Source organism: Streptomyces sp. E2N166 (assembly GCF_003671715.1).
GTDB lineage: Bacteria > Actinomycetota > Actinomycetes > Streptomycetales > Streptomycetaceae > Streptomyces > Streptomyces thinghirensis.
In genome coordinates this window covers 712,470-722,252 of record NZ_RAIF01000012.1, presented here as the reverse complement: position 1 = coordinate 722,252, position 9,783 = coordinate 712,470, and the positions used below count along the sequence as shown (strand labels likewise).

Genomic DNA, 9,783 nt, shown 5'->3' with positions numbered 1-9,783 from the left:
GGGCGAGTGGAGCAGGGCCGTGGGCTCGGCGAAGCAGCGGGGGTCGTCCCACAGCAGCTGGACGTCTCTCGCCCAGTGCTCGTCCGGGACGTCGGCCGCGTCCGCCGCCTCGCGCAGCTCCATGACCAGGCGGGGGAGTTCGGACGGCGGCACTCCGGCCACGGACACCGCGAGTTCGTCGAGGAACGCCGTACCGGAGCAGGGGCCGTCGTGCCCGTCGCCGGGGCACCCCTTGCGCGGCCACAGCAGCACCGGCACGGGGACGTGGAGACCGACCTCGAAGTGCTCCCGGGCCGCCGCGGGCGCGGTGGCGAAACCGGCCAGCTCCGCGTCGTCCCGCAGCCGCATGCGCAGGCCGGCCGGCCGCTCCCGGGTGCCGCAGTCGACGCGGTGCAGTGTGCCGCCCGTGCTGACCGCGAGCTTGCGCCACTTCTTGCGCAACTGGTGGCGGAGCCGCCCGCTGCGGTGGCGGTGGCGGTCGGTCACCACGAGCGGATAGGCGCAGCCGAGCGGCGTGGGGTCGTCCTCGCTGCACGCCCAGTGCGCCACCGGCTCGTTCAGCCACTCGCGCGGCAGCACGAAGGTGAGCAGCTCCTCGGCGCCGGGATCGAGCTGGGTGAACGCCTCGTCGATGCGCTCCTGCACGAACGACCGCACCGCGCCCCTGGCCAGCCGGCGCGTGCCCACCGGGCGGCGCTGCCCGTCCCGGTAGGCGGACACCTCGACGGTGACCTGGTCGGCGCCGACGCCGCTGTGATCGATCTCCACGACGATGGGCGACCACGTCGCGGGGCGCGGCGGCGGTGCGTGCAGCAGTTCCTCCAGCCGGTCCGCGAACCGGGCCACGGCACCCGGCTCGGGCACCTCCCACTGCACGTACGCGGCGGCCTCCCGCAGGGAGTGGAAGCCACCCTCCGGGGGCGGTGGGGCGAAGGGGTCCATGGCGGAGACGTACAGCCGGTTCGGGTCGCACGTCAGGCCGGTGCCCTCGGCCCGGCGCACCAGCGCGTACAACCGCCTGCGCGCGTCCGCCCGGTGGCCCGGCGTGGGCACCAGTTCGCCCAGCTCCGGCCAGTAGCGCGCCATGACCTCGACGGGCAGCATCCTGCCGACGCGTACGTCCTTGCCGCCCGCGACCGCGGTGACCATGCCGACGACCGTGCCGTCGGCCAGCGCCAGCGCCGCGCCGCTGAACCCGGCCGCGAGCGGCTGCCCGTGCGCCGTGAGCGCCTCCAGCTGGACCCACTCGTCCGAGATGAGCGGGCCGGGCAGGGCCCGGTAGGAGGCGAGCATGCCCTCGTCGTACCCCTTGGGGAAGCCGTAGGCGACCAACTGGGGAGCGGGCGCTCCCTGTTCCGAGCCGGGCCGGGCGAAGACGGCCGGTTCGAGCGGCACCTCACGGTCCAGTTCCAGGACGGCCAGGTCACCGGGGTCGGCGGGGCCGCCCCGCCAGCCGCCGTGCACGGCGACCGTGGCGGACAGCTCGCCCAGCTCCCGGCGGCCCGGGAAGGACACCGTGACCGCGGCGCCCCCGCTCCACCTGACGACGTGGGCGCAGGTGAGCAACCGGCGTGCGGAGACGAGGAATCCGGCGCCGACCTCCTTGCCGCACTCGACGCGGGCGTGCCACGCGGTCCCGCTCATGACCGGCCGGCGGCTTCCGGGCCGTCCGGGCGCGTCGGGGACGGCTCCGGTGACCAGCTCAGCTTCACCACCAGATGGCCTTCCGCCGAGCCCTTCGCGATGATCGCGCCGGCCTCCGCGCTCAGCTTGACCCCGAACTCCAGCTCCACCGAGTCGGGTCTGAGCGAGCCGTCCCGGAACACCCGCAGCGCCGACTCGGCCGCCGCCCGCACGCCTTCCAGGGAGCCCTCGAACGTGCGCGCCGCCTGGGCCGGTCCGTCGCCGCGCGAGACCAGCCGCGCGCCGTCCTCGTCCTCGACACCCTCGACGACCACCGGCGTGCCGTCCTCGGTCCTGAACTCGACCCACCCGTCCATGACGCCGCTCGCTCCCCGTCTGCCGTATCTGTGCGGAAGGTCATTGTGACGGACCGTACTCGGCCCTGTCCCGCCCATCGCCTCCGGTCCACCGCAGCCCTGGCGGAAACCCGCCAGGGCGCCAATCCGCCACCTCCGGTCAACTCCGCTGCCCCACAAGCCCCCTGAGACTTCTCCCAGCACTCGTCGCAGCACTCTACGACGTTACGAAGAGAGGCGTGGATGAGCAGAGGACCAGTCAGACGTGGGGCGACCCTCCTGTCGGCGGGGCTCGTGATCGCGCTGCTGCCGGCCGGGACGGCGGCGGCGCAGGAGCCGCCCCCGGACACGGCGCGGACACCGGCCGCCGCCGGCACCGCCGCGGCCGCGGCCCGGACCGTCACCCTCGTCACCGGCGACCGGGTGACCGTCACCGACCTCGGCGGCGGCCGGAAGACCGTCACCGTCGAGCGGCCCGAGGGCGCCGCCGGCGCCGTGCACACCCGCGAGTCCGGCGGCCGGACCACCGTCGTACCCGACGAGGCCCTGCCGTACCTGCGCGACGGCACCCTCGACGAACGGCTCTTCGACGTCGGCGAGCTGCTCGGGCAGGGGCTCGCCGACTCCGAGACCGGCGAACTGCCGCTGATCGTGACCTACGAGAAAGGCGCGCGGGCCGCCACCCCGCGCGGATCCGAGCGGACGCGGGCGCTGCCCAGCGTGCGCGGAGCCGCCGTCGAGGCCGGCAAGGGGCGTGAATTCTGGCGGGAATTCACCCGCCGCGGCGCCGGCATCGACGGCGTGTGGCTCGACGGTCGGGTCACCGCCGCGATGGCCGAGTCCAACGCGCAGATCGGCACCCCCGAGGCGTGGCAGGCCGGGCTGACCGGCAAGGGCGTCACCGTGGCCGTGCTGGACAGCGGCGTGGACGCGGACCATCCCGACCTCGCCGGACGGGTCGGGCAGAGCCGGAGCTTCATAGCCGGCGAGGAGGTCGCCGACCGCAACGGCCACGGCACGCACGTCGCCTCCACCGTCGGCGGCAGCGGCGCGGCCTCCGACGGCAAGGAGCGGGGCGTGGCGCCGGGCGCCGACCTCGCGGTCGGGAAGGTGCTGGACGACTCGGGCTCGGGCAGCGAGTCGGAGATCATCGCCGGCATGGAGTGGGCCGCCCGGGACGTGGACGCCGACATCGTGTCCATGAGCCTCGGCTCGACCGAGCCCAGCGACGGCACCGACCCGATGGCGCGGGCCGTCGACACCCTGTCCCGCGAGACGGGCGCCCTGTTCGTCATCGCCGCCGGGAACACCGGCGCCCCGTCCTCCGTCGGCTCGCCCGGCGCCGCCGACGCGGCCCTGACCGTCGGAGCCGTCGACTCGGCCGACGAGGCGGCCTACTTCACCAGCGCGGGACCACGCCACGGCGACAACGCGCTCAAGCCCGACCTGTCCGCCCCCGGCGTCGGCATCCTCGCCGCCCGCTCCGGTCTGACCGGGGGCAGTGGCGACTACATCGCCATGAGCGGTACGTCGATGGCGACGCCGCACGTCGCCGGGGTCGCCGCCCTGCTCGCCGAGCGGCACCCCGACTGGACCGGCGCGCGGCTCAAGGACGCGCTGATGTCCACGTCGAAGGAACTGGACGCGTCCGCCTACCAGCTGGGCGCGGGCCGGGTCAGCGTGCCGGACGCGATCGGCGCCGAGGTCACCGCCACCGGAAGCGCCGACCTGGGCTTCCACTCCTGGCCGTACGACGCGAACGAGCCGGTGACCCGCACCGTCACCTACACCAACGACTCCGACGCCGCCGTCGAGTTGCAGCTGTCCGTGCGGGGCGCCCCCGAGGGCGTCGCCACCCTCGCCGACACCGCCCTCACCGTGCCCGCGCACGGCACCGCCTCCACCACCGTCACCGGCGACGGCTCCAAGGCGCCGGTCGGCACGACGAGCGGCCGCATCGTGGCATCCGGCGCCGACGGCACGCCCGTCGCGCACACGGCGTTCGGGATGGTCAAGGAGGACGAGCGGTACACGCTCACCGTGCACGTCAAGGACCGGGCGGGCGCCGCGGCCCCGGCCGACCTGGTCGTCCAGCGCCTCGCCGGGGGCGTCGACCCCGTCCCCGCGCACGTCGGTGACTCCGGCACCCTCAAGCTGCGGCTCGCGCCGGGGACGTACAGCCTGACCTCCTTCCTCGACGTGCGCGGCAGCCACGGCGCCGACTCGCTCGGACTGGGTTTCCTCGCCGCGCCCGAGGTCGTCGTCGACCGGGACCGCGAGGTCACCCTCGACGGACGCGAGCTGCGCGAGATCAGCGCCGACGTCGACAAGCGCACCGAGACACGGCAGCTGCTCATGGAGTACGACCGGAGCGCGAACGGCTCCGACCTGTTCGGCGCGGTCCAGGTGCCCCTGACGTACGACAGCGTCTTCGCCGCGCCCACCGGGAAGGTCACCGAGGGCGACTTCGAGTACCGGACCGTGTGGCGGCTCGGCAAGCCGCTGCTGGAGGTCAAGGGGATCGGTGAGGCCGTCGTCCAGTCGGGCGGCACCCTGATCGAAGGGCGCGGCCGGATGCCGCTGGTCGACGTCGGTGACGGCCCCTTCCCGGACGCGGTCCGGGGCAGGGCGGCCCTCGCCCGGCTCACCGAGGGCACCGAACCGGCGGACCTCGCCCAGGCCGCCCAGGACGCGGGCGTGCGGGCGCTGTTCGTGACCGACGACGCGGCCGGGCGGCTGATGGCCTGGTGGGGCACGGCGGACAACGCCGACCGGCCGTTGCAGATCGCCACGGTCGGTGCGGCCGACGCGCGCCGGCTGCGGGACGCCGGGCGGGTCGACATGACCGGGACGCGCAACACGCCCTACACGTACGACCTCTCCGAGGGGCATCGCGGCGGCGTGCCCGACCGGGACCTCACCTACGAGCCCGGGCGTCGCGACCTCGCCACGCTGCGGACCAGGTACCACGCCGCCGAGCCGGCGAGCGGCGGGGAGTTCCGGTACTCGATCACCGACACGTTCCCGATCGGCATCGGCTTCCGGGAGCGGATCGACTACCCCGTCGAGCGCACCGAGTACGTGTCCACCGGCCCGGGCCAGCTGTGGCACGAGTCCGTGACGGCCGCCGACGGTGCGCTGGAGCAGCGGTCCGGAACGGTCCGGTACGAGGGAGGGGCGCGTACGGAGCTGAACTGGTTCAGGCCCGTGTGGCATCCGTATCTCGGCACCGGACTCGGCTGGGGACAGCAGCGCGCGGGCAGCCGGCTCCAGTTCAACGCCCCCGGCTGGGGCGACTCCGGCCCCGACCACACCGGCTTCGGTGACGTGTGGAGCGAGGGCAGCGGGATGTCGCAGACCACGTCGGTGTACCTGGACGGCGAACTGGTCGACCAGGGGCCGAGTTCCGCCGCGTACGTGGACGACGCGCCGGCCGGCGAGCACACGTACCGGCTCGTCACCGACACCGCGCTCGACGCCGGCCACTGGCGCCCGGGGACCGAGGGGCACGCGGAGTGGACCTTCCGCTCGGCCGCCACGCCGGAGGACCGCTGGACCTACCTGCCCCTGATCAACCTCTCCTTCGACGTCGGCACCGACCTCGCGGGCGAGGTACGCGGCGGGAAGAGGCTGCGGGTCGGGATCGGCGCGGACTACGTGGCGGGCGCCCCGGGCACCGGGACGATCGGCGGCGGGAAGCTGGAGGTGTCGTACGACGACGGCGAGACCTGGCAGCAGGTCCGGCTGCGCGGCGGCGACGGGATGGGCGCCGGGCGGGCGTCCTGGCACGGGACGCTGAGCGTGCCCCGCGACGCCGGGCACGTCTCGCTGCGGGCCTCGGCGCACGACGACCGGGGCGGCTCGGTCACGCAGGAGATCGTGCGGGCCGTGGCCGTGCGGTGACGCGCGGACGGCGGTGACACGCGGACGGCGCCGCCTCCCTGGGACGGGGAGGCGGCGCCGTCCGGGTTCTCGGACCGTCAGACCAGCCAGCCGACGAAGTGGACGATGCCGGCGAGGATGTCGGTGAGAAGGTTCATGATCGTGCAGCTCCTTGCGCTGTGCATGTGTGGGACCTACTTGGGACTGTGCGTCGACTACGGTCTGCAGCCCGTTGCTCGCACAACGTAAGTATCGTTGGTCCCGGCGGTCACATACGCTCCTCAGAGCGACGATCACCTGTTCCAGGGAACAACTGCTCGCTTGTTCGGATCACGCCAAGCTCGGCCAAGTCCTGTGGCCGCAGTCGCAGTTGACCGGCCGTCGCCTCCACCTCCTCCGGGGGGCGCTTCAGGATCGCCGCCGCGAGTTCGGGCGCGATGACGGAGAAGTAGCTGTCCGGCGTGGCCCAGGTGCTGCCGGGCGCGGCCAGCGCCAGCGCCCCGCCCGAGCCGCCCTCGCCGATCACCAGCGTGGTGACCGGCGTCCGCACCGACGCCACCGCCGCGAACAGGCCGGCGATCGCCGCGCCCACGCCCTGCCGTTCCGCCTCCGCGTCGCTCGCCGCGCCCGGCGTGTCCACCAGGGTCAGCACCGGGATGCCGAGCCGGTCCGCGAGGCGGAGCAGCCGGGTGGCGGTGCGGTATCCGGCGGGCCTGGTCGCCGTCCCGGTCTGGGCGGCGTACGCGACCGTCCGCCCGGCGTGCTCGCCGAAGCCGCAGAGCATGCCGTCCGGATCGATGCCCCCGCAGCGGTCGCCGGAGAGGGCGACGCGGTGGGCGAAGTAGGCGTCCAGGTAAGCCCGGGCGCGCGGCCGTTCGGGGGCGCGGGCCCGCCGGACCGCGTCCCATCCGCCGGCCGGCAGGTCCCGGGCGCCCAGCGGCTCGGGCAGCGGCGCCGGACCGCCCGAGGGGGCCGTCAGCAGCCGCAGCCACCGCCCCAGCGTCCCGCGCAGTTCCCCGGCCGGTACGACGGCGTCCGCGCTGCCCGCCGCCACCTGCGCCTCGGCCGTGTACGCCGCCGGATCGGCGCCCGGCGGCCGGACCCGGGAGCCGGCGAAACCCACCTGGGCGCCGGGCAGCGCGAGGACCACGTCGGCGCCCGCGCCCAGCGTGGCCCAGCCGCCGCCGGTGGCCGGGTCGCGCAGTACGGCGATCTGCGGCAGCCCGGCCTCCCGGGTGAGCGCCGACTGGCGGGCCACCCGCTGGAGCTGGGTCAGCGCGAGCATCCCCTCCTGCATCCGGCTGCCGCCGGTGGCGACCAACGGCACCACCGGCAGCCGGTGTTCACGGGCGTACGTGTACGCCGCCGCCAGCCGGTCGCCGGTGGCCCGGCCCAGCGAGCCGCCGAGGAAGCCGAACTCGAAGGCGAGGAGCACGGCCCGGGTGCCCTGGACGTGCCCGGTCCCGCAGACGACGGACTCCTCCTCGCCGGTGCGCTCGGCGGCGCGGGCGCGGGAGGCGTCGTAGCCGTGCCAGCCGAGCGGGCCGTCGGGCCGCGACTCCCCGCCCGGACGGGGCAGTTCGGTGAAGTCGTCGGTGAGAAGGGCGAGGAACTCGCGCGCGGACGGCCGGTCAGTCATGCGTCAGCGCCCGCTTCATGATCTTCCCCATGTCGTTGCGGGGGAGGGCGTCGAGGTGCCGCAGGACGCGGGGCCGCTTGTGCGGGGCCAGCCGGCCGGCGACATGGTCGGCGAGCGCGTCGAGAGAGGGCGGCGAGGCGGGGTCCGCCGGCACGATCCACGCCACGATCCGCTCACCGAGGTCCGGGTCGGGCTCCCCGGTGACCGCCGCCTCCCGCACGCCCGGATGTTCGAGGAGGGCGTTCTCGATCTCGCCGGCCCCGATCTTGTACCCGCCGCTCTTGATCAGGTCGGTGGCCTTGCGGCCGACGATGCGGACATAGCCGTCGGGGTCGCGCACCGCCATGTCGCCGGTGCGGAAGAAGCCGTCGTCGGTGAAGGCGGCGGCGGTGGCGTCGGGGCGGTTCAGGTACTCGGTGAACAGGTTCGGGCCGCGCACCTGGATCTCGCCGACGCTCTCCCCGTCCGGCTCCGCGATGGGCGTGCCGTCGTCCTCCACGAGCCGCAGCTCCACCCCGGGCAGCGGCACGCCCACCGTCCCGGCGCGCGGCTCGCCGTCCGCCCGCACGCTGGTGTTCATCAGCGTCTCGGTCATGCCGTAGCGCTCGATCACCCGCCGGCCGGTCGCGGCGGCGATGCGCTCGTGGTCGTGCACGGGCAGCGCGGCCGACCCGGACACCAGCAGCCGGGCCCCGGCGAGCGCCTTCACCAGCTCCGGATCCCCGGGCAGCGCCTCGGCGATCCGGTGGTACATCGTCGGCACCCCGAACAGCATGGTCGCGCCGTCGTTCAGTTCCCGGGCAGCGCCCTCGGCGGAGAACCTGCCCAGGTGCCGCAGGGATCCGCCGCGCCGCAGCGGGCCGAGGACGCCGAGCACGAGGCCGTGCACGTGGAACAGCGGCAGCCCCTGCACCAGTACGTCGTCCCCGGTCCACCGCCACGCGTCGGCGAGCGCGTCCAGGGTCGTCGCGAGCGCGCGCCGGGGAATGACGGCGCCCTTGGGCGGGCCGGTGGTGCCGGAGGTGTAGACGACGAGCGCGGGGTCGCCGTCGCCGGTGCGGCCGCCCTGGGGTACGGGCCCGGTGGCGTGTACGTCGACGTCGACGCGCTCCAGGGCGGCCAGGGCGGGCGGGAGTTCGCTCCCCGGCGGCGCCAGGACGAGCGAGGGCTCGCTGTCGGTGAGGATGTGCGCGAGTTCCCCGTCGCCGGACTTCGGGTTGAGCGGCACGGCGGGGACCCCGGCCAGCAGCGCCGCCACCACGGCGACGGCGGTCTCCATCTCCGGCGTCGCCCAGACGGCGACCCGCCCGGCCCCCCGGATCCGTCCGGCGGTGCCACCCGCGGCGGCGGCCAGTTCGGCGTACGTCAGGGACCGCCCGCCGAACCGCAGGGCGGGCCGGTCGGCCGGAGCGCCGGTCGCGGCCGGCGAGAGGGCCGGGAAGAGAGTGGACACGCGTCGTACTCCTTAGCTGTTGCTCACGATTACCGGTTGTCCGAGATGGACCTGGGGGGTGTCGTTCGGATCTTGCCGGGGTCGCGGGGCCTGGCACGCACATCTGCGGCGTTGTCGTCGGTTGCCAGGGCTCCGCCCTGTCGCCCTCCTCCGCCTTGCAGCTGCACGCACCAGGCCCCGCTCGGGTCGGTCGCAAGGCACCGTTGCCTGGAGCCGGCCTGATCCAATCGACACCCCCTACCCGAAGCCGGGCACGACCAGCACCAGCCACGCCAGCGCGGGCACGACGGCCACCACGATGCCTCCGTACACCATCAACTGCCGGAAGAAGCGCTCCCGGTCGGCCTCCCGCGCCGCGGCCAGCACCAGCGCGCCGTTCGTCGAGAACGGGCTGACGTCCACGACCGTCGCCGACACCGCGAGCGCCGCCACCATGCCGACCGCCCCGATCTCGCCCTGCGCGAGGAACGGCACCGCCAGCGGGATCAGCGCGCCCATGATCCCCACGGAGGAGGCGAAGGCCGAGACGAGCGCGCCGATGTAGCAGAGCAGCACCGCCGCCAGCAGCGGGACGCCGATGCCGCCGACGCCCTCGCCGGCCCAGGTGATGGTGCCCATCTCCTCCAGGACGCCGACATACGTGAGGACACCGCAGATCAGCAGGACCGTGGACCAGGCGATCTCGCCGACCGCGCGACGGCTGTCGTCCGGCCACGCGGTGCTCAGTACGACGGCCAGGGAGACGGCGGTCAGACCCGCGTCCAGGTCGAAGCCGAGGACCGCCACGACGAGGGCGACCAGGGCGGCGAGGGTGGCGGTCCGTGCGGGGG

General features: G+C 74.9%; 6 protein-coding genes. 1 reads left to right on the top strand and 5 read right to left on the bottom strand.

Features of this window, described 5'->3' with window-relative positions:
- Both EBH09_RS11045 and EBH09_RS11040 read right to left on the bottom strand, forming a co-directional pair.
- Positions 1-1,644: trypsin-like peptidase domain-containing protein (locus EBH09_RS11045; RefSeq protein WP_153182645.1), on the bottom strand; the 1,644-nt coding region annotated here is incomplete at its 3' end.
- Positions 1,641-2,000, bottom strand: a complete 360-nt coding sequence (locus EBH09_RS11040) for a CU044_2847 family protein (protein ID WP_121746815.1) — start codon at positions 1,998-2,000, stop codon at positions 1,641-1,643. The genes EBH09_RS11040 and EBH09_RS11045, both read right to left, overlap by 4 nt.
- A gap of 222 nt (positions 2,001-2,222) precedes the next feature.
- On the opposite strand from EBH09_RS11040, the gene EBH09_RS11035 reads away from it, so the two are divergent.
- Positions 2,223-5,882 (top strand): S8 family serine peptidase, encoded by a 3,660-nt coding sequence (locus EBH09_RS11035; RefSeq protein WP_121746814.1) that lies wholly within the window; start codon positions 2,223-2,225, stop codon positions 5,880-5,882.
- 247 nt (positions 5,883-6,129) lie between these two features.
- Here the strand turns inward: EBH09_RS11035 and EBH09_RS11030 are convergent, their stop codons facing one another.
- From EBH09_RS11030 to EBH09_RS38805, 3 genes are all read right to left on the bottom strand, one after another.
- The gene (locus EBH09_RS11030; protein WP_121746813.1) at positions 6,130-7,500 is read right to left on the bottom strand and encodes a carboxyl transferase domain-containing protein; all 1,371 of its coding nucleotides are present in this window, start codon (positions 7,498-7,500) and stop codon (positions 6,130-6,132) included.
- A complete protein-coding gene (locus tag EBH09_RS11025; RefSeq protein ID WP_121746812.1) occupies positions 7,493-8,953 on the bottom strand; it encodes an acyl-CoA synthetase in 1,461 nt (486 codons plus the stop codon). The genes EBH09_RS11030 and EBH09_RS11025 overlap by 8 nt, the downstream gene beginning before the upstream one ends.
- A gap of 237 nt (positions 8,954-9,190) precedes the next feature.
- The coding region (locus EBH09_RS38805) for an SLC13 family permease (protein WP_345940933.1) at positions 9,191-9,783 on the bottom strand (593 nt) is incomplete at its 5' end.

Coding starts and splice junctions, on each gene's coding strand:
- EBH09_RS11040 (WP_121746815.1), bottom strand. CDS start 2,000: ATGGACGGGTGGGTCGAGTTCAGGACCGAGGACGGCACGCCGGTGGTC.
- EBH09_RS11035 (WP_121746814.1), top strand. CDS start 2,223: ATGAGCAGAGGACCAGTCAGACGTGGGGCGACCCTCCTGTCGGCGGGG.
- EBH09_RS11030 (WP_121746813.1), bottom strand. CDS start 7,500: ATGACTGACCGGCCGTCCGCGCGCGAGTTCCTCGCCCTTCTCACCGAC.